Source organism: Terasakiella sp. SH-1 (assembly GCF_004564135.1).
In the GTDB taxonomy this organism is placed as follows: domain Bacteria; phylum Pseudomonadota; class Alphaproteobacteria; order Rhodospirillales; family Terasakiellaceae; genus Terasakiella.
Window position 1 is genome coordinate 2,673,300 of sequence record NZ_CP038255.1, and the last position, 18,453, is coordinate 2,691,752.

The following is an 18,453-nucleotide window of genomic DNA, read 5'->3' on the forward strand; positions in this document are numbered from 1 at the left end:
ATTTTCATCACGTAAAGTTACTTGTTTTCCCCAGGGCCACCACTGCGACCATTGGATAAAAAAGCGACAATGCCACGCAATGTCTGAACCTCTTGAAGGGTCAAATCAATGCGGGCAAAAATATTGCGGATATTGCGCACCATGGAAGGGCGTTTTTCTTCCACCCGCAAAAAACCGGACGCATCCAGTTCTTTTTCCAGATGCTCATAAAACCCGATCACTTCATCCTTAGTGGCCGGACGCGCTGTTTTCCCCCGCGCCTGCGGAATATATCGCTCTTGGGTGTCATCATTCATGGTGAACCACTCATAGCCGATAAGCAGTACGGCTTGCGCCAAATTCAGGGAAGCAAAGGCCGGGTTAAGCGGTAAATGTAAAATCGCATCACATAAAGCCACATCATCATTATGAAGCCCTTTGGCTTCCTTACCAAACAACACTCCGGTGCGCAAATTACCTGCCGCCAGCGCTACAGACTCTTCTGCAGCCTTGCGCGGTGTCACCATCGCCTTGACCATATCGCGTGGGCGCGCTGTGGTGGCATAAACCGTTTCCAGATCAGCGACCGCTTCTTTCGTAGTCTCATAAAACTTGGCACGATCTAGCACCAGACGCGCACCTGAGCTGGCTTTTTCCGCCTTATCACGGTCCCAGCCTTCACGCGGATTGACAATGCGCAGGTCAATCAAACCGCAATTAAGCATGGCACGGGCAACCATACCGATATTTTCACCCAATTGTGGCTCAACCAAAATAATAGCAGGCGCATCTTCGCGGCAAAATTCTGCGGCTTCGGATTTACGACGACGATCAGTTCCCGCCATGAGCTTTGACTCCAGACTTATAAAGCTTATAGATCAAACTATCGCGCAATGCCTCATAGGACGCATCAATGATATTGGAGGACATCCCAACAGTCGTCCAGGTTTCCCCCGCCCCATCGGCACTTTCAATCATCACTCGCGTGATCGCACCTGTGGCCTGATCACCGTCCAGAATACGCACCTTGAAATCCACCAAATGCAGGTTTTCCAATTGCGGATAGATCGGGATCAGGATTTTACGCAAGGCTGCATCCAGTGCATTGACCGGACCATTACCTTCGGCCACATCCATGACGCGCTTGTCCCCAATGAACAGTTTCACGGTGGTTTCCGACATTTGTTTGACATGGGCATGACGTTTATCCCACACCCGTTCATCAATCACACGGAAGCTTTCCAGACGGAAATATTCCGGCACAGCTTCAAGGTGGCGACGTGCCAGCAACTCAAAACTCGCATCTGCTCCATCATAGGAATAGCCGTTACTTTCCAGTTCCTTGATTTTATCGAGCAACACATTGACCTTGGCATCCTTTGGGTCGACATCCAGTCCGACTTCACGGAATTTTGCGATCAAATTGGAACGCCCCGCCTGATTGGACATGATGATGGTGCGTTGATTACCAACACTTTCCGGATTGACATGTTCATAACAGCTGGGATCTTTTTCAATGGCTGAGACATGCAAGCCGCCCTTATGGGCAAAGGCAGATTCCCCAACATAGGCCGCATTGCGTGCCGGTGCGCGGTTCAGCCGTTCATCCAACATGCGAGACACATGAACCAGACGTTTCAGCCCGTCCTCACTCACCCCGGTTTCATAGCCCATCTTCAACATCAAAGACGGCAAGATGGAAATCAGATTGGCATTGCCGCAACGCTCACCCAAACCGTTCAATGTGCCCTGAATTTGACGCACGCCCATACGCACCGCCGCCAGTGAATTCGCCACCGCATTCCCCGTATCATCATGACAATGAATCCCAAGATGGCTCCCCGGAATATGTTTGGTGACTTCAGAAACGATCTCTTCAACTTCATTGGGAAGGGTACCGCCATTGGTGTCACACATAACAATCCAGCGTGCCCCGGCTTCATAAGCAGCCTTACAACATTCCAGCGCAAATTCCGGATTGGCCTTATAGCCATCAAAGAAATGTTCTGCATCAAACATGGCTTCGCCAGCGGTGGCTTTTACATGAGCGATGGAATCCGCAATCATCGCAACATTTTCAGAACGCTCAATCCCAAGGGCCACATCCACCTGAAAATCCCAGCTTTTGCCCACCAGCGTCACTGTTTTCACACCTGTGTTGATCAAGCCGCTAAGGCCCGGATCATTATCCGCACTGCGCCCTGGGCGCCGTGTCATGCCAAAGGCACTTAAGGTTGCCTGTTCCAGCTTGGGCGGATTGGCAAAAAAATCATCATCGGTGGGGTTGGCACCGGGCCAGCCGCCTTCCACATAATCAATGCCTAAACGATCAAGTTCAATGGCAATCGCAGTTTTATCCGCTGCGCTAAAATCCACACCTTGTGTCTGTGCGCCATCGCGCAGCGTACTATCATAAAGATAGACTCGTTTGTCATTGGTCATTGTTTTTGGTCGTCCTAAACTGAATTAAGTGCGCGCGAGAATGCAAAATTATGGCAATTGACTCAAGCTTTCCTTTATAAAACCTGCGTAATTTTGCTTAAGGCTTTGCAAAGGAGCAATACTTTTGTATTTATATACAACACAGCTGTAAGAAAAACTTAATACGTATAAAATATACAAAATATCTGTACATCTAGGAAACATGAGGCAACCGTGGTAGAGGGCATCAGCCCACTTTTTGAGACCTGTCAAGAAAAGGTCAAGGGCACCAACATCAACGAAGAAACGTTGTTGGCAACCGATTATCTGAACCATTTCAATGAAGTGGTGATGATGATCGACATGTTGCCTGATATGCCTGAATGCCTTGATATGATCAAGGATTGGGAACCCAAACCCTATAAAGACCACTTCCGCGAAAGCACCATTGCAGATAAAGACCTGGCTGTTGAAGTCTATGACCATGCCATGCCATTTGTGCGTCGTGCATTTGAAGATACAATTGCCCAGGTTGACCAGGCGATCTTTCAGGCCATTGCCAATGCCGAAGAAGCACTAACAACCGGTGACAAGGAATTCCTGCGTTTCAAGATTGGCGAATCGGCGGCAGAAATTCATGCCCTGCAAGATCGCCTCAGCGCCATCATCCATGGTACGGCCGATCTCAGCGGTGAAATGATTGAAGAAGAAGAACATGTCACCATGGATCAAAGCGACATTGACGCCCTGTTCGATTAGGTCGTAAACTCATAAAATAGACTTGTTTGGCGGAGATGTATTTGAGGATAGACAAGGCATGAAACCCGCAGAAGTGCAAGCACTTTAAGGTTTTTATAACGCAGCTCTATCCTCAAATACATCCTGTCCCTTACGGGATTTCCCAGCAAGTCTATTTTATGAGTTTACGACCTAATTCCTACAAGTCTCTCTTTTCAAACAGCAATTCTTAGGTCATCTTAAGATATATGCTTTTTGAGGCGTGAAAGATGGGCAACAACGATAATCAAACCTATGAAGTTCAGGTCTATAATAACGGCCGCTGGCAATCTCATGCCCGTTACCCTTATCATGAGCGGGCAAACGCCATTGCCGATGCCAAGGAATTGGATCATGACAAGATCGGTGTTGCCGTTCGGGTGTTGCTGGAAGACTATAACCCCAGCAATGGCCTGCATACGGAATCCCTGATCTATCGCAATAAGATTAAACCCCAAAAGAAAAAAATTGCCCGTACCCGACATAGTGACAGTTGGGCGGATTTGGCCGTTTCCAGCGATGGACGCATTGGCTATCAAAGTGACGATGTGGAAATGTTTCTAGCTGAAGGCAACCTGCAAGACCGCCCCAAGGCCCCTGTGACGACCCCCATGTTTCTAGGGGTCCTCTTCACGATTATTGCCGTTGGTCTGGGTGGTGGTGGCGGCGCAGCAGGATTACTCTATTTAATGATCAAAGGCTTTAATGTCGCCGCCCCTGAACATATTCAAAAATTCCTCATCATGGGGATGTTCGTTCTTGTTTTTCTGATCGCTGCCAGTTCTACATATGCGCATTATGCTGCACGTTTTGACCTGAATCCTTTTAAGAAAAAGAAAAAAACACCGCCCCCAGTGGCACCGCCCACCAAAATTTCACAGGATATGGAAAAAGCCGCCCAAGCCATCGACAAAATGGAACCTGCTGAGCCACCGATCCAAAGTGATGAAGAATTTGATATTTTTGATCTTATTGATGAGCGGGAAACCGAAACGGAAGAAGAGATCAAAGAAGTTGAATTTTCTGAGAATGCCGAAGAACAGAAAATGTTTCTCATTACCTTTTTGGGAACGGTTCTTGGTGCATTGAAAGGACCGGATGTCAGCCTTGAAACCCTTAACCGTTTTGGCCTAAACTTGTTTATCTCCGGTGCCGTCTTACGTATCGCCAAGGACAAGACGCTTAGTGAAGAAGAAACCGCCCTGATTTTACGCCGGCTTATCGAAATGCTTGGGGCCAAGCCAGAACAGGCGGAGCGATTTGTTTCTGATTTTGATAAACATTTGGAAAACCCCCGCCATATTCTGCTGTTTAAGAAAAGCGGTGATATTGCCGCCGCCCTGTCCAACGGGGACCCAACTGCCTCCCTTCACATTCGCGAGGTGATGGAAGAATGGGTTAATTGGAAGCCCCCTGTTGAAGAGCATATCAATCCCAACCTTCTGACCATTATGTTTACCGATATGGTGGGTTCAACCGATTTAACGACAAAGCATGGGGATTACGCGGCCCAAGAGGTCCTGAAAGCCCATGACCTGATTGTACGTACCGCCATTACCAATTTTGAAGGTAAAGAGATCAAACACCTTGGTGACGGGATCATGGCCTCTTTCAAGGACTATCACAAAGCTCTGGAAGCCGCCGTTGAAATCCACAAACGGGTGGAAGGCAATAACAATGCGGGACCGGAGTTCCCCTTACATATTCGCATGGGCCTGCATGCCGGGGAACCGATCAGAAAGAACAACGATCTGTTTGGCACTGCTGTGCAACTGGCCGCACGTATTTGTGATTTTAGCAACAGTGATTCCATTTCCGTTTCGCAGGATTTGGTCGACCTGTGTGGGGAAAAGCCGATTTTCACCTTCATTGACCTTGGGCCACAAGAACTCAAAGGTTTTGAAAACCCGGCCAATCTTTTCAAGCTGGACTGGACAGCCCCACCGCTTGAATATCACGATGAAGAAGACGATGAAAATCTCAACGAAGAAAGCAACAACACGAATATCGCACAACCTGCCCCACAGGCGCACGACGGAATCGCCCTGGATATGGAAGTCGTTGCTCCCCCCACACAAGCGCTCGCAGAAGATTTTGATACAGGGTTGCCTGTTAAAAGCGTTTCAGAACCAAAGACGTGAAGTCATCATTCTGATCGGCACCGGCTCTAAAATCATTCACAAAGGCAAACAGGTTTTCAGACAAGGCATGGGCAGACAGACTTCTATTTTCCAGAAGATAATCAATCAGGCGCTCTTCTGAAAATTGGTTGCGATCTTTATCAAAGGCTTCAGTCACCCCATCGGTATAAAAGAAAATCGCATCACCTTCATTAAGCTGGCAGGTTGAGTTTTCAAAAGGCATTCCTTCTTGAACTCCAAGGATGATTCCCTCCCCGCCTTCAAGGGCAATGGCGTCTTTTGCATTTTCTGCATTAACCAGATAAGGGGGCAAATGCCCACCATTGCTATAGGTCACTTCCCAGCTTTTGGTATCAACCACACAATAAAAGACTGACACAAACATGGACGTAATTTCATGTTCACATAACAGGTCATTGACCCGTTCCAAACAAACCGCCGGTGATGGGCTGGACGGAGCAGTTGCGCGTAACAGGGTTCGCGCCACCGCCATAAAAAAGGCTGCGGGAATGCCTTTGCCGGAAACATCAGCAACCGCCAGTCCAATCTTGTCATCTTCCAAATCAAACGTATCATAAAAATCCCCGCTCATGCGTTTTGCAGGAGCCAGATGTGCCGAGATTTCCAACTCATCACGGGTGGGAAAAATTGAAGGCAGGATTTGGCGTTGAATATTTTCAGCAATGTCCAGCTCTCGCTTAATCGCAGAAAGCTGGGCTTCATTACGCCAGGCTGCACGCCTTGCCTCACAATCCTTATAGACTTTATCAATGGTTAAAAGCAGGTCCTCACGATCCACAGGCTTGGTTAAAAAATCTGCCGCCCCCTCATTCATCGCTTTACGAATAGCAGCGAGGTCACGCCCTGCGGTCAAGGCCACCCGAGGGACACGAAGGCGAATCCCCTCCATCTTTTTAAACAGCCCCATCCCGGAAATATCCCCACCATCAATGGAAACAATGGCAAGATCAATATCGGTATGTTCCTGGATCAGACCAAGAGCCGCTTCATCATTTTGGGCGTAGATAAAACTGTGTTCCCCCATCTCCGTGGTTTGTCCCGCACAATTTTCACATACGTGATGAAAATCCGGATCATTATCAACAACCAGAACTTTTGGCATCTTGACCTCTTTCAAAATCTATTTTTGCAGAGGATACAATCGCTCGTCAAATTGGTCCAGTGTCGGAAAGTCCAACACAGGGACTTTATCAAGGTTGAGCAAACGTGTTTTATAGTCATCAAGGTACTGTTTGCGCACATCATTACTGACATATGGCACATGCCATCCTACAAACGGTTCCAGCACATCAAAACCGACATAACGCAGTGTGCCGCGCAAAAGGGGACGCAACATATCCTCAAGGGGGCCATGAATGCCATCTTCACCAAACATATGTTCGCGCCCACCCAAGGTACAAGTCACCATAGCCTTCTTGCCTGCCAGACCACCACGATCATAAAAGCGCTTACCGCCATAACAAATGCCGGACACCAACACCCGATCAATCCAGCCTTTCAAAATGGCAGGGACAGAAAACCAGTAAATAGGGAAAGAGAAAATCACATAATCGGCCCAAAGTAGCTTATCAAGTTCGCCCTGAATATCGGCTGGCAAGGTCTTGTTTTCCACCGCATGGCGTTGCTCCAACGCATAAACAAGATAATCCTCACCCTTGCGTTCCAAAAAGTCATCCGCACTGGCCACCGGGTTCCAGTTCATTGCATAAAGATCAGAAACTTGAACCTCATGCCTCTGCCCTTCCAACACCTCAACAGCCTGATCTTTCAACGCTGTAGTAAAAGACTTTGGTTCGGGGTGAGCATGAATGATGAGAACGTTCATACAGGTAATTACCTCGTCATTTTGGATCTGCCCCTAGAGCGAATTCAGAGTAACAGGATTCACATAAGTTTGAATAGCCCCTATTTTCCTAGACACCTTGTCGGTTACAAAATGAGGCAAGGAGTTATTCAATATCCAAATCCAATTTCACCGATGAATTTAAAATTGATGCTATAAAGCAGATTATGGAACGGGGCTATTCAGTCGCAGAAGTTTCCCGGCGTTTAGGTATCAGCACACATTCGCTTTATCAATGGCGTAAGCGGTTTTCTAAATTGCCAGCTGTTGCCCAAGAAGTTATGGAACAATCTGCCGAGATCAGTCGCTAAAAGAAAGAGTTGGCCCGTGTCACCGAGGAGTGAGACATCTTAAAAAAGGCCACGGCGTTCTTCGCAAAAGATGCCAAGTGAAGTACGCCTTTATGAAGGTGCATCGTTCTGATTTTATGATCCGAAGCATGTGCCGTATATTGCAAGTTCATCCAAGCGGGTTTTATGCGTGGTTGAAATCACCGCTCAGCAAAAGAGCCCTTGAAGACCAACGTCAAACGGAGCTTATCAAGCAGGCTTGGGAAGAGAGTGGCAAGGTCTATGGTTATCGTAAGTTACATGATGATCTGTGAGAATTAGGCGAATGCATCAGTCCTAACCGTGTCGCACGCCTGACTCGTCTGGCAGGAATTTGTGCTCAGATCGGATATAAACGTCGTCCTGGTCAATATGGTGGAAAACCGTCTATTGTTGTTGATAATACACTTGATCGACAATTTGATGTTCTGGAACCAAATCGATTTTGGGTAACTGATATTACCTATATTAAAACGACAGAAGGATATTCATATTTAGCGGTTGTTATTGACCTTTATTCCAGAAAAGTTGTTGGTTGGCCTATGCAAAGCAGGCAACTGACAGAACTCGCCTTGCAGGCTTTATTAATGGCTGTGTGGCGGCGAAAACCTAAAAATAAAGGGGGCTGAAGTAGCTAAGGACTGAAAGAGGTTCTATAATGGCTACGATGTACATCCGAAAAAGTCGTCTGACTTTACGTCAGCAAAGCAAGTTGATTGAGCATTTTGTCGCAGGCAGCACGGCTCGTGCGACTGCTGAAATTGTAGGTATCCAAGCGAACACAGCGATCCGCTTCTTCATGCGGCTTCGCCAATTGATTGCCAGCAAGTTGCCGAGCTATCGTTTGCAAGGCGAGATTGAAGCTGATGAAAGTTATTTTGGGGGTGTCCGTAAAGGAAAACGAGGTCGTGGTGCTGGCGGCAAAGTGGCTGTGTTTGGCCTTTTAAAGCGGGATGGCAAGGTCTATATGGCAATCATTCCCAATGCGAAGACAGAGACGCTGTTACCGATTATTCAGGAGAAGGTCGAGCCTGACAGTATCGTCTATACGGATACGTTCGGTGCCTACAACGCACTGGATGTTTCAGACTTCCATCACCGTCGCATCAACCATTCCAAACTCTTTGCAGACAAACAAAATCACATCAATGGCATTGAGAACTTTTGGAATCAGGCAAAGCGTTATATGCGGAAATTCAACGGTATCAAACCTGACCATTTCTACTGGTTTCTCAAGGAGTGTGAATGGCGTTTCAATGGAGGCAACCACGCAGACCTCCTAAAGCAGCTGAAAATATGGTATAAACAGGCTAAACATTAACCCTTAGCTACTTCAGCCCCAATATTTTTTTTATCAACCGAATGTCAATAAGCAAGATTGTTACGAATATACCTCAAGGGAACTTAGAGGCAGCTTTGCTCAGGGCGGGGTAGATACGGTCAAGGACAGCATAGAAAAGATGCAAGATATGAGCGGCAAAAGCTGGCGACCTGACACATTCGTATTAAACCTGATTGGCGTAGACTATGGTGATTTGTTGTAGTCAACAGGGGTAAACTACCCGTGTTTTCCCATCAATGCATAAACCTCTGCAATTTACCAATAGCCCGTTGATTTATAGTCATTCTACCTCACTAGAAAGTCATCATATCTCCATGCTTCTCTAAGGAAGTCACGTTATTAGAGGAGATATAGAATGACTACAAACCCTGAGCCAGAAGGTCGCCAAATTCCAGTAGACCCAGATGCACTTTTATTCCCTTCAGAAGCAGCTTACTTAAGGGGACAATCAGTCAACACACTTGCGAATGAACGAGTGAAAAGTGGCGGATGCCCATTTGTTAAACTGGGGCGTTCAATCAGATATCGTCGCGCAGATGTTCTTCAATGGATAGCAAACAACAGTTTTTCTTCAACTTCGGAAGCTGGAGTTTGCAATGTCTGATACACTCACGCTTCACCTATCTCAACAAACCGCAAAATACTATGAAGTCCTTTTTCGACATGAAGCGATACGTTGGCAAAAGGTCGCGCAAGTCTGGAAAGTTCGAACCGAATATGAAGCCGCTAAACTTCGAAGGTTGGCATCGGTTCTATCACATCTTTCAAATGGCATAGCTGATCGTTGTTGGGAAATTGCAAAATACGGTCATGATGCCATAGATAGAAGCGACAAGGTTTCTCTGAATTCTGTCATTTACTTCAGTGATGAATATCGCAACCTATGGCGTCAATTCTCATTTTAAGAAAATGGGGGAGTAAATAATGCGATCCATAAACTTTGAACGAATCAATCGTACAGCTCTATCCTGCTTGCCTTCTATCCTTGCGCGCTGGTTGCCGGATGGAAAAACACAAGGTTCGGAGTACGTAGCTAAGAATCCGCTACGAAATGACCGCCACACAGGTAGCTTCAAGGTAAATCTCTATTCCGGAAAATGGGGCGATTTTGCCACTGGTGATAGCGGTGGCGATATTGTCAGCCTTGGCGCTTTCTTGGCCGGAATTACACAAAAAGAATCAGCGCTCGCGCTAGCAGAAATGCTGGGAGTTGATGCCTATAAGTGAAAATAAAGCAGATATCTTTCAGCCATTAACGCCGGAAGAAAAGAAACCTCCCCAGCGCCACCGTAAAAGCCCAAAAGGGGATTGGGAACCTTTAATGGTTGTTCCCGCACATGCAGGTGACAGGTACAGACAAGCGGGCGCGATCAGGGCAGAAAAAGGGGGCAGGTTCAGATGGTGATGAAGGCGGCGGACGGGTGCCCCAGCGCGATCTGCTTTTATCCGTGATGGATGAGCTGGAGCTTTGGCATGATGATGACCGTAATGCCTATGCCTCCATCTATACCAATCATCATTGGGAAAACTGGCCGATCCGTTCAAAGGACTTTCGTATCTGGTTATCCGGTAGATATTTCGATGAATATGGCAGCGCAATTGGAAGTCAGGCGCTGGAAGATGGCTTAAAGGTAATGGAAACACGCGCCATTCATCATAGTCCCATGCATCAGGTTTGCCGCCGTATCGGTGGATTAAATGGTAATGTGTATCTGGATCTATGCGATAAGAAGTGGCAAGCCGTAGAAGTAACTGCGAATGGGTGGTCCGTAACAGACCGTGCGCCAGTGAAGTTTCTACGATCCAATTCCATGCAGCCTCTGCCAGAACCTGAAGAGGGAGAGCCTCTGGAAAGAATGCATGACTTTATTAATACCGCTTCACAAGATGACTTTCGCCTTATCACCGCCTGGTTAATCGGTGCATTACGACCTGAAGGGCCATACCCTATTCTGTTAATTAACGGTCAACAGGGTTCATCTAAATCAACAGTTTCTCGATTCTTACGTGAATTAATTGATCCGAACCGTTCTTCTATTCGTTCTCAGCCACGAGATGAACGTGATCTGATGGTATCAGCGGTAAATAACAGAGTATTGTTTATGACAATGTTTCCGGCGTATCGCCCTGGCTATCAGATGCCTTGTGTCGCTTGGCGACTGGTGGTGGCTATACCGTCATCATCATAAACAACCAGCTTTGCCACTTTGCTCGGATCAGCACGCAAGCCTTCCAAGCGTTTATGCAATTTGTATTCATGCATATCCAGCGCTATGGATCTTGACCACGAGAGCGCTGAGATCATTAAATTCTCAAAGAAGTAACTGCTGTATGTCTCAAGCATTTGATATTCAAACGAGTACTCGTCGAAAACAGCTATCTGCCTCAGCACTCAAAGCATTCTTCCAAATTGCGCGTTTATGGCAGTTATCTAATGCCGAATGTATAACGCTTTTAGGGCTTTCACATTCCTCCACTTTCTATCGGTGGCGCAAATCAACAGAAACAGCGCGATTAAAACGCGACACACTTGAACGTATTTCACACATCCTTGCCATATACAAAGCCTTGCAAATATTGTTGCCGAACCATCAGCGTGCCGATAGCTGGATAAGAGAAAACAATAAGGCACCTATCTTTGCAAATCGCCCGGCGCTGGATCGAATGCTTGCCGGTAATGTAGCTGACTTGTTCGTGGTGCGAAGATATCTGGAAACTCATATTTAGTTTCAGCTATGTGAGTTAAATTCACCTAACTAACAAAAAACACACATTTCGTTATTTAATTGTTCACAACTAACATTCATGTTATTTACACTAGTGCAAATAACGAAAATGCCGTTTTATGTTAGTTAGAGGACGAAATGGCCGCAAGAGAACAAACCGGACAATTTGTAAATGGCTCCGCAGTAGCTGGCGACACCTACCAAGCCTACATTCCTGATCCGTTACCACCTAGCCCACCACTGGATATGAGCCAACTGTATCCATTATTGGATCAAGCCAGTACAGCGCTAGGCCGACTGGATGGCATGAGTATGGTTTTGCCTGATTCCAAACTTTTTCTATACATGTATGTCCGTAAAGAAGCGGTATTGTCCTCGCAAATCGAAGGCACACAATCCTCACTATCCGACTTGCTGCTTTTTGAAACAGAGGAAGCTCCTGGCGCACCTATTGACGATGTAACTGAAGTCTCCTGCTACGTAGCCGCCATGAACTATGGATTAGATAGACTAAAAGAATTCCCACTATCTTTGCGGTTGATCCGAGAGATTCATGCGGAATTGATGAACAATGCCAGGGGTGGCGATAAACAACCAGGTGCATTCCGTAAATCGCAAAACTGGGTTGGCGGAACTCGCCCCAGCCGGGCCAATTACGTTCCGCCGCCACCTGAAACAATGGGCGAATGTCTAAATGCTTTCGAATTATTCCTGCACGATGAGAAGAACCGTCTTCCAGCGCTGATAAAGGCCGCACTGGCTCACGTACAGTTTGAAACCATTCACCCTTTCCTAGATGGGAATGGTCGTTTAGGGCGCTTGCTGATCACCTTTATCCTCTGTACAGAAGGCATTCTTAAAGAACCATTATTGTATCTCAGCCTCTATTTTAAGGCCAACCGACAAGCTTATTACGACCACCTCCAAAATGTTCGTGAAACAGGAGATTGGGAAGCTTGGATTGAGTTCTTTCTTGATGGTGTCATTGATACAGCTAACCAAGCTACCGCCACGGCACGAGCCATTATGGATTTGTTTGAGGCTGACCGTTTTAAAATCGGTGAGTCTGGTAAATCAACAGCAGCCGTCTTGACAATCCACACTTATCTGCAATCCCAGCCCATTGCAAATACCGGTACGATTAAAGAGGCTTGTAATGTTTCGCTACCAACAGTCCTGCGCAGCCTCACAGCGCTGGAAGAGTTGGGTATTGTCCGTGAAGTAACTGGAAAAGAGCGAAACAAGGTATTCGTATATCAAGATTACCTCAGCATCTTAAGCAGCGGCACAGAACCTATAGCAAGGTAAATCGAGACCAAATAATGACAGGTAAAGACAAAAGAAGAGAAAATCACTATGTACCAGAATGGTACCAAAAAGGCTTTTTGATTGACGGCAAAAATCAGCTTCATCGTCTAGACCTTGCTCCCGATAAAAAGGAATTACCGGACGGACGGATCATTTCACTGAATGATTACCATACAAAACCTACTTCAAAGTGTTTTGTACAACGGGATTTGTATACAACTTTCTTTGGCACATATATTGATGACGAAATAGAGCGGAGACTATTCGGTGAAATAGACGATAGCTCGTAACCCTTTGCGAAATGATCATCAAAAAGGAAGTTTCAAGGTAAACCTCTACACCGGAAAGTGGGGAGATTTCGCAACAGGTGATTATGGTGGCGATGTGATTAGCTTAGGGGCGTTCCTTGCTGGCATTTCACAAAAAGATTCTGCGTTGGCCTTAGCTGAAATGTTAGGGGTTGATGCCTATGAGTAATGTCAAAGAGGGCATGTTCGATCCCATTGAGAAAGGTGAAAGAAAGCGCCAAACTCGAAAAAGGAAGCGACAAGAAGAATGGGTGCCTGTAGCAGTTGTACCACTTGAAGCCGGGCCAGCCCCGGCCTATCACAACATTCACGGTGCACCCAGCGCAATATATGAATACCGGGACCTGAACAGGGACCTTATTTGTACAGTCAATCGGTTTGACCTTGCTGAAGGTAAGAAAGAATTCTTCCCTGCTTCATTTTGTGAACATAGCGTTAGCAAAGAAAAGGAATGGCGCTGGAAAGCACCGCTTGAGCCTCGCCCTTTGTATAATGCACAGCTGTTGTCTGAAAAGCCGTCTGCAACTGTAATCCTATGCGAAGGCGAAAAGGCTGCTGATGTGGCTGCTATTCTTTGCCCTGACCATATTGCCGTATCGACAATGGGTGGATCAAACGCAGCAGGAAAGACGATCAAGCCGCCAGACAACCAATTTATCACCAGCTCGCAGCAAATCTAGAACAGCATTCAGTTGAACTCGGTCACGTTTAGAACCTGATTGTTTCTCCTTAAAGATATCCCGTTCATCGCAACCGTACTTGATCAAAGCATCCAGTTGTAAGGACCAGTCTTGATCATTTGTTGAAACCCTTGAATACAGATCGTGTATTTATCGATTTATTTAAGGCCGTTTTAAATCCGTATATCGAAATCCGTATTGATGCAGAAAGTTGGATGACGATTACTGGGGATACGTTGGCTGACAAGGATGATAATACGAAAAACAAGGTTTTTGCACTAGGAATGGTGAAACCAGAACTGTTTATGGGATGCACAATCCTAGGTGCAAATATCGAACACTCATTAATGTATGACTACTGGAAAAACCACCTAGGAATCGACATGAATTCTCATCAGCCATTGATTGGACGTCTATTTAATACCAATGGGAACCTCTCTGAAAGGATCAAGATTCACTATCTGAGTGATGTTAAACAAAACTCTAAATCATTAAAGTCCAAGATTGATGATCATGGTGAAATGACGATTGATAAGATTGAGCGTGAACTTCTTTCGCACATTGGTGAAGAGACAAAAGTTCTTTACGTAGGAAACAATGATGACGACTTGCCATTGATGGGTAATGCTTCCGGCTGGGAAAGAATGTCAGTTGAGAACAAAGGGCTGAACCAATACCGTCATTACACAAATATTGTGTTTCTGCCAGCACTGAACAGGACCCCAAGGCACATTGCGAAATTGAGAGATTGGTTTGGTATTTCACCTGAAACTCTGAGACGTTCCACACAATATGAAGTAATGTATCAATCCATTATGCGAACTGCCTTACGGGATGGAGACAGTCAAGAAGTCGTGAATGTTTTTGTCACCACAAAAAAAGAAGGCGAATGGTTGATGAACCTCCTTGGTGGTGGTTTGCTTAAGAAATTTAACGAAAAAGACTTTATCAAATACAAACCACGTGCATTGACTGCATCAGAACGTCAATTGAATGCAAGCGGCAAGAAACAGTCGGCAGAAAAATTGAAGGCAATGATTGTTGATCCTGAGGATGCAGATAATTTATACGATTTCTCTAAAGAGAATACTAAAGATAAAACGTATAAAAAAATTGCATTTCGGATGACGCAACATCCCAGCATTTATGATGTTGCTGATGAAGATTTCACACAATTTCAAGGGTCACTCAAAGAATATGTTTCAACAATGAGACAGCTATCGCATCGTATTCTAAAAAACAAATCCGATAATTTTGTGCTAAATACGGGCATCTATGAACGTCTTGAAGGTTCGGGGGATTCATTAAGATGCAAGGCAAACCATCTGGTATCATCATCAATCCAAATTGATATCGATGACGGGTGTTTATCTACGGAACAAATGGTTGATATTCTTGATACGAATGCCGGATATGGGCAAAAGTTTTCTTTCATCCTGTATAACTCGTTCTCTCGGTCTGAAGATCAACCGAACCGTTACAGAATGCAAATCTTCATTGATAGATACATTGACCAAGAAGAGTACAAGGACATTTATCTTTGGATTGTGTCATATCTTGAAAAGAAGACAGGTAAAATCGATAAAGAATTGGGTCTGGATAAAACAGCAGCGAACCCTACACAATCTCAATATGCACCAGCAACTAACAGAGAAAACCCCGACTGGTGTTGTTTCCATGCCAGGAATGTTGATAAACGTGCGTTTGCTAGTGCAGCTTTGAAAGTTGATGAAATCTTGAAATCAGTCGTTCGTGAACCTGCGCCAGTTGAATTAACGGAGACCATGGAAACGGATGTATTCAAGCATAATGAAACTGTCACACCGGAACTACCGGCATCGAAACATGCCCGAAAGCCGGATTTCGAGAGTTTCAATCACGAGAAGAATTCGTTGAAGGCGATGAAGGATGGATCTGGGAGGCATACAAAACGATTTGCATTCGCGGTGAACGCTCTTAAAAAATGGAAAATCCCATATCATGATGTCTTATCTGCAGTGAAATCAATTTGTGACACTCATGGTAAACCCAAACATTACCAACAAATCGTGAGATCACTGGAAAAATACGGGCATATTTAGGACAAAGACCTTGCTAAATGGACACTGACAATATTCTCACCTGCACCTTAAATGAGAATATTGTCTTCCCGTTATCCAAAGTGATACGTGGACAAGCGTTAACTGGTCCACTTGTGTGATACTCTTAAAGCTGAAGAGGCTTTAACCTCAGTCCCTATAAATAAAGACAAGCGATGATTGGTTTCTTCAGCTTTTTGCCAGTGGTAATCATCATCTTTATGAACAGAGGTCGATATGGAAACGTTTCAAGAATATGTAGAAAGAAATGGAAAAGGTCAGGATATACAAACCCTTGAAGAAGGGTTTCTCAATCAAGTTGAACGGGAAGTTTTGTTGATTGAAAAGAGAATTCAAGCCGAGAATGACCTGCTTCGCAAGATTGATCTTTTGGCAAAACAAAGTAAATGGGCGGCATTTCTCACAGTTTGCAGTTTGGCAGTTCAGTTAAAAGATATTTCAGTGCTGAAACGCATAAGAAAGAACTAACCTAACCACATACGAATATGGTACGGCTTGGATTTGGTTTAAGAAAAAAATAAGGGGCTGAAGTAGCTAAGGGTTAATGTTTAGCCTGTTTATACCATATTTTCAGCTGCTTTAGGAGGTCTGCGTGGTTGCCTCCATTGAAACGCCATTCACACTCCTTGAGAAACCAGTAGAAATGGTCAGGTTTGATACCATTGAATCTTCGCATATGCCGCTTTGCCTGATTCCAGAAATTCTCAATGCCATTGATGTGATTTTGTTTGTCTGCAAAGAGTTTGGAATGGTTGATGCGACGGTGATGGAAGTCTGAAACATCCAGTGCGTTGTAGGCACCGAACGTATCGGTATAGACGATACTGTCAGGCTCGACCTTCTCCTGAATAATCGGTAACAGCGTCTCTGTCTTTGCATTGGGAATGATTGCCGTATAGACCTTGCCACCCCGCTTTAAAAGGCCAAACACAGCCACTTTGCCGCCAGCACCACGACCTCGTTTTCCTTTACGGACACCGCCAAAATAACTTTCATCAGCTTCAATCTCGCCTTGCAAACGATAGCTCGGCAACTTGCTGGCAATCAATTGGCGAAGCCGCATGAAGAAGCGGATCGCCATGTTCGCCTGCACGCCAACAATCTCAGCAGTCGCTCGGGCAGTGCTGCCTGCGACAAAATGCTCAATAAGCTTGCTTTGCTGACGTGATGTCAGGCGACTTTTTCGAGTGTACATCGTAGCCATTATAGAACCTCTTTCAGTTCTTAGCTACTTCAGCCCCAAAAATAATATGATATTTGGGAGGCACGTATATGGGGCAATCTAAAATTCCATATTACGCCTATGTTGATGAGACCGGAAATACTGGCCACAATATCTTTGATGAAAATCAACCTGACTTCTTTACTGCGGCCCTGATTACAAGCGGTGACTTTGATAAAATTTATTCCGCTTCCGTTCAGGGAATTGCAAAAAAGATTGATGCGGACGTACTTCATGCACAAGAATTCGGCTTGGGTAAGCTGGAACTGATTGCAGATGAACTTCTGCGGCTTTTTATTGCTTCTAAGGCAACCTTCTTCGTTTCTAGGGTTGAGAAGAAATACCTCTTGGCCACAAAGGTGTTTGATAGTTTGTGTGATTCCGGTGAAAATGCAGCAGTTGCCTGGCACCACTATAATATCCGTCCATTACGAATCATGTTGATGTTTAAATTATCAACCATGATAGATGAAGAAACAGCCAAGATGTTCTGGAAATGCATACTGGAACCCAAAGAAGAAAAAGCCTATGCCTTGTTGCCGAAAGTCTGTGAACGCCTTTTGGCAAATATCGATATTTTACCTGATGCGAAATCAAAAGAAATTCTTGGGGAGGCTCTTACATGGGCGAAAGAACATAAGGAATCTATTCAAATTCATGTGGATCGAAAGATTTCCAGACAAGGACACTTCCCTAACCTAGTCGCTTTCACCAATTTATTGGATGGCCTTGAAAAGTTTGTCACCGCACGGAAAAAGAAAGTGGCAATGATTAATCATGATGAACAAATCCAATTTAAGAATATGCTGACGATGTATCATAATATGTATTCCAATGCTTCCTCCGAAGAAATTTCCTGGGCTGGTGAAACATATTACCTGTCAAAACTATCAGGCAGTGAATTCGTCATGAAAAGAGATGAGGAAAGTGCAGGAATCCAAATTGCAGATGTTGTGTTGTGGCTGTATAGCCAGTTTCAGAAAGGAAAAAAAATCCCGCTGAAATGTGCAAAGTTGTTGGATTATGTATTTGCAAATGGTTGGGAGAATGATTTTTCATTTCGTGGTGTTGAGAGAGTTTTGCTTGAAAATTACGGCCATGTTTTTGATGACAGCGTAGAACTGACAAATGAGCAAAAGAAACGCAGTGTGGAATTGTTGAAGGTGGCAGAGGAAAACCGTCAGAAATCCATGGCCCAATATGAAAAAGATGGATTGCCGCCTTTTATGAGAAGCTATGAGGAATAGTTGTGCTGAG

The 18,453-nt window shown here is 45.2% G+C and carries 20 protein-coding genes and 1 pseudogene; 15 read left to right on the forward strand and 6 right to left on the reverse strand.

From position 1 onward, the window contains the following. Positions 1 to 17 precede the first annotated feature (17 nt). Both E4K71_RS12445 and cimA read right to left on the reverse strand, forming a co-directional pair. Entirely contained in the window at positions 18 to 824 is an 807-nt protein-coding gene (locus E4K71_RS12445; RefSeq protein WP_135080042.1) for an RNA methyltransferase, read from the reverse strand. After that, positions 811 to 2,421: a citramalate synthase gene (gene cimA / locus E4K71_RS12450; RefSeq protein ID WP_135080044.1), complete on the reverse strand. Its 1,611-nt coding sequence runs from the start codon at positions 2,419 to 2,421 to the stop codon at positions 811 to 813. The genes E4K71_RS12445 and cimA overlap by 14 nt, the downstream gene beginning before the upstream one ends. Positions 2,422 to 2,634: 213 nt before the next feature. On the opposite strand from cimA, the gene E4K71_RS12455 reads away from it, so the two are divergent. Together E4K71_RS12455 and E4K71_RS12460 are read left to right on the forward strand one after the other, a co-directional pair. Then, positions 2,635 to 3,159: a hypothetical protein gene (locus E4K71_RS12455; protein ID WP_135080046.1), complete on the forward strand. Its 525-nt coding sequence runs from the start codon at positions 2,635 to 2,637 to the stop codon at positions 3,157 to 3,159. Positions 3,160 to 3,407: 248 nt separating this feature from the next. Beyond that, entirely contained in the window at positions 3,408 to 5,318 is a 1,911-nt protein-coding gene (locus E4K71_RS12460) for an adenylate/guanylate cyclase domain-containing protein (protein WP_135080048.1), read from the forward strand. Here E4K71_RS12460 and E4K71_RS12465 read toward each other — a convergent pair. Both E4K71_RS12465 and E4K71_RS12470 read right to left on the reverse strand, forming a co-directional pair. Further along, the gene (locus tag E4K71_RS12465; protein WP_135080050.1) at positions 5,290 to 6,441 is read right to left on the reverse strand and encodes a fused response regulator/phosphatase; all 1,152 of its coding nucleotides are present in this window, start codon (positions 6,439 to 6,441) and stop codon (positions 5,290 to 5,292) included. The two genes, E4K71_RS12460 and E4K71_RS12465, sit on opposite strands and share 29 nt — an antisense overlap. Before the next feature lie 18 nt (positions 6,442 to 6,459). Then, the gene (locus E4K71_RS12470; RefSeq protein WP_135080052.1) at positions 6,460 to 7,164 is read right to left on the reverse strand and encodes an NAD(P)H-dependent oxidoreductase; all 705 of its coding nucleotides are present in this window, start codon (positions 7,162 to 7,164) and stop codon (positions 6,460 to 6,462) included. 131 nt (positions 7,165 to 7,295) lie between these two features. Here E4K71_RS12470 and E4K71_RS12475 point away from each other — a divergent pair. From E4K71_RS12475 to E4K71_RS12520, 10 genes and pseudogenes are all read left to right on the forward strand, one after another. After that, positions 7,296 to 8,131 (forward strand): annotated as a pseudogene (locus E4K71_RS12475) (IS3 family transposase); the annotation flags it as partial. 47 nt (positions 8,132 to 8,178) lie between these two features. Then, complete coding sequence (locus tag E4K71_RS12480) at positions 8,179 to 8,832, forward strand: IS1595 family transposase (protein WP_346504520.1); 654 nt, start codon at positions 8,179 to 8,181, stop codon at positions 8,830 to 8,832. 376 nt (positions 8,833 to 9,208) lie between these two features. After that, positions 9,209 to 9,457, forward strand: coding sequence for a helix-turn-helix domain-containing protein (locus E4K71_RS12485; protein WP_135080054.1), 249 nt, complete (start codon positions 9,209 to 9,211; stop codon positions 9,455 to 9,457). Then, on the forward strand, positions 9,450 to 9,758 hold the full coding sequence (locus E4K71_RS12490; RefSeq protein ID WP_135080056.1) for a hypothetical protein: 309 nt from the start codon (positions 9,450 to 9,452) through the stop codon (positions 9,756 to 9,758). The genes E4K71_RS12485 and E4K71_RS12490 overlap by 8 nt, the downstream gene beginning before the upstream one ends. Positions 9,759 to 9,777: 19 nt before the next feature. Continuing rightward, positions 9,778 to 10,080, forward strand: coding sequence for a hypothetical protein (locus tag E4K71_RS12495; RefSeq protein ID WP_135080058.1), 303 nt, complete (start codon positions 9,778 to 9,780; stop codon positions 10,078 to 10,080). Positions 10,081 to 10,178: 98 nt separating this feature from the next. After that, entirely contained in the window at positions 10,179 to 11,042 is an 864-nt protein-coding gene (locus E4K71_RS12500) for a hypothetical protein (RefSeq protein WP_135080060.1), read from the forward strand. A 142-nt stretch (positions 11,043 to 11,184) separates the two neighbouring features. Continuing rightward, a complete protein-coding gene (locus E4K71_RS12505) occupies positions 11,185 to 11,580 on the forward strand; it encodes an antitoxin Xre-like helix-turn-helix domain-containing protein (protein WP_135080062.1) in 396 nt (131 codons plus the stop codon). Between the two features lie 137 nt (positions 11,581 to 11,717). Continuing rightward, a complete protein-coding gene (locus tag E4K71_RS12510; RefSeq protein ID WP_135080064.1) occupies positions 11,718 to 12,887 on the forward strand; it encodes a Fic family protein in 1,170 nt (389 codons plus the stop codon). Positions 12,888 to 12,901: 14 nt separating this feature from the next. Beyond that, positions 12,902 to 13,177, forward strand: coding sequence for a hypothetical protein (locus tag E4K71_RS12515; protein WP_135080066.1), 276 nt, complete (start codon positions 12,902 to 12,904; stop codon positions 13,175 to 13,177). Positions 13,178 to 13,356: 179 nt separating this feature from the next. Next, positions 13,357 to 13,875: a hypothetical protein gene (locus E4K71_RS12520; RefSeq protein ID WP_135080068.1), complete on the forward strand. Its 519-nt coding sequence runs from the start codon at positions 13,357 to 13,359 to the stop codon at positions 13,873 to 13,875. Here the strand turns inward: E4K71_RS12520 and E4K71_RS12525 are convergent. After that, complete coding sequence (locus E4K71_RS12525) at positions 13,807 to 13,962, reverse strand: recombinase family protein (RefSeq protein ID WP_240796804.1); 156 nt, start codon at positions 13,960 to 13,962, stop codon at positions 13,807 to 13,809. The genes E4K71_RS12520 and E4K71_RS12525 overlap by 69 nt on opposite strands. Before the next feature lie 44 nt (positions 13,963 to 14,006). Between E4K71_RS12525 and E4K71_RS12530 the strand changes: the two genes are divergently transcribed. Further along, complete coding sequence (locus E4K71_RS12530) at positions 14,007 to 15,956, forward strand: hypothetical protein (protein ID WP_135080070.1); 1,950 nt, start codon at positions 14,007 to 14,009, stop codon at positions 15,954 to 15,956. Between the two features lie 234 nt (positions 15,957 to 16,190). Then, on the forward strand, positions 16,191 to 16,442 hold the full coding sequence (locus E4K71_RS12535) for a hypothetical protein (RefSeq protein ID WP_135080072.1): 252 nt from the start codon (positions 16,191 to 16,193) through the stop codon (positions 16,440 to 16,442). Positions 16,443 to 16,515: 73 nt separating this feature from the next. Here E4K71_RS12535 and E4K71_RS12540 read toward each other — a convergent pair whose 3' ends face one another. Further along, a complete protein-coding gene (locus E4K71_RS12540) occupies positions 16,516 to 17,169 on the reverse strand; it encodes an IS1595 family transposase (protein ID WP_135082029.1) in 654 nt (217 codons plus the stop codon). Positions 17,170 to 17,246: 77 nt separating this feature from the next. Between E4K71_RS12540 and E4K71_RS12545 the strand changes: the two genes are divergently transcribed. After that, complete coding sequence (locus tag E4K71_RS12545; RefSeq protein ID WP_135080074.1) at positions 17,247 to 18,443, forward strand: DUF3800 domain-containing protein; 1,197 nt, start codon at positions 17,247 to 17,249, stop codon at positions 18,441 to 18,443. The last annotated feature ends 10 nt before the right edge of the window (positions 18,444 to 18,453 follow it).

Bases quoted from the DNA above. Each gene is read 5' to 3' on its own strand.
- E4K71_RS12510 (WP_135080064.1), top strand. From the start codon at position 11,718: ATGGCCGCAAGAGAACAAACCGGACAATTTGTAAATGGCTCCGCAGTA.
- E4K71_RS12495 (WP_135080058.1), top strand. From the start codon at position 9,778: ATGCGATCCATAAACTTTGAACGAATCAATCGTACAGCTCTATCCTGC.
- E4K71_RS12535 (WP_135080072.1), top strand. From the start codon at position 16,191: ATGGAAACGTTTCAAGAATATGTAGAAAGAAATGGAAAAGGTCAGGAT.
- E4K71_RS12490 (WP_135080056.1), top strand. From the start codon at position 9,450: ATGTCTGATACACTCACGCTTCACCTATCTCAACAAACCGCAAAATAC.
- E4K71_RS12515 (WP_135080066.1), top strand. From the start codon at position 12,902: ATGACAGGTAAAGACAAAAGAAGAGAAAATCACTATGTACCAGAATGG.
- E4K71_RS12520 (WP_135080068.1), top strand. From the start codon at position 13,357: ATGAGTAATGTCAAAGAGGGCATGTTCGATCCCATTGAGAAAGGTGAA.
- E4K71_RS12465 (WP_135080050.1), bottom strand. From the start codon at position 6,441: ATGCCAAAAGTTCTGGTTGTTGATAATGATCCGGATTTTCATCACGTA.
- E4K71_RS12470 (WP_135080052.1), bottom strand. From the start codon at position 7,164: ATGAACGTTCTCATCATTCATGCTCACCCCGAACCAAAGTCTTTTACT.
- E4K71_RS12540 (WP_135082029.1), bottom strand. From the start codon at position 17,169: ATGTACACTCGAAAAAGTCGCCTGACATCACGTCAGCAAAGCAAGCTT.
- E4K71_RS12545 (WP_135080074.1), top strand. From the start codon at position 17,247: ATGGGGCAATCTAAAATTCCATATTACGCCTATGTTGATGAGACCGGA.
- E4K71_RS12480 (WP_346504520.1), top strand. From the start codon at position 8,179: ATGTACATCCGAAAAAGTCGTCTGACTTTACGTCAGCAAAGCAAGTTG.
- E4K71_RS12485 (WP_135080054.1), top strand. From the start codon at position 9,209: ATGACTACAAACCCTGAGCCAGAAGGTCGCCAAATTCCAGTAGACCCA.
- cimA (WP_135080044.1), bottom strand. From the start codon at position 2,421: ATGACCAATGACAAACGAGTCTATCTTTATGATAGTACGCTGCGCGAT.
- E4K71_RS12505 (WP_135080062.1), top strand. From the start codon at position 11,185: ATGTCTCAAGCATTTGATATTCAAACGAGTACTCGTCGAAAACAGCTA.
- E4K71_RS12460 (WP_135080048.1), top strand. From the start codon at position 3,408: ATGGGCAACAACGATAATCAAACCTATGAAGTTCAGGTCTATAATAAC.
- E4K71_RS12445 (WP_135080042.1), bottom strand. From the start codon at position 824: ATGGCGGGAACTGATCGTCGTCGTAAATCCGAAGCCGCAGAATTTTGC.